Source organism: Enterobacter sp. PTB, from assembly GCF_051130085.1.
Lineage (GTDB): Bacteria > Pseudomonadota > Gammaproteobacteria > Enterobacterales > Enterobacteriaceae > Enterobacter > Enterobacter ludwigii.
In genome coordinates, this window is the sequence record NZ_JBDKEE010000205.1 from 1 (window position 1) to 228 (window position 228).

The 228-nt window shown below is 63.6% G+C and carries 1 protein-coding gene; it reads left to right on the forward strand.

Annotation, left to right across the window (positions count from 1 at the left end; translation table 11 throughout):
• On the forward strand, positions 1-228 hold a 228-nt coding region (locus AAIR21_RS28250), incomplete at both ends, for a fimbrial biogenesis chaperone (protein WP_434682891.1).

Consider the following 228-nt stretch of genomic DNA (forward strand, 5'->3'; position numbering starts at 1 on the left):
TGGTGATGAAGTCTGTGTCTGCCCTGTCCGTCAAGGTCTTCTGGCGTCCGGCCGGGCTGGATAAGCCGAATGCAGTGGAAGATGCTGCCGGCAAACTGAAGGCGGCCGTTCGCGGTGACACGCTGACGCTCACCAACCCGACGCCGTACTGGGTCACCTTCCGCAGCCTCACCATTGGCGGGGTGGATATGTCGTCGGCGGAGCTGGTTCACATGGTGCCGCCGCTCG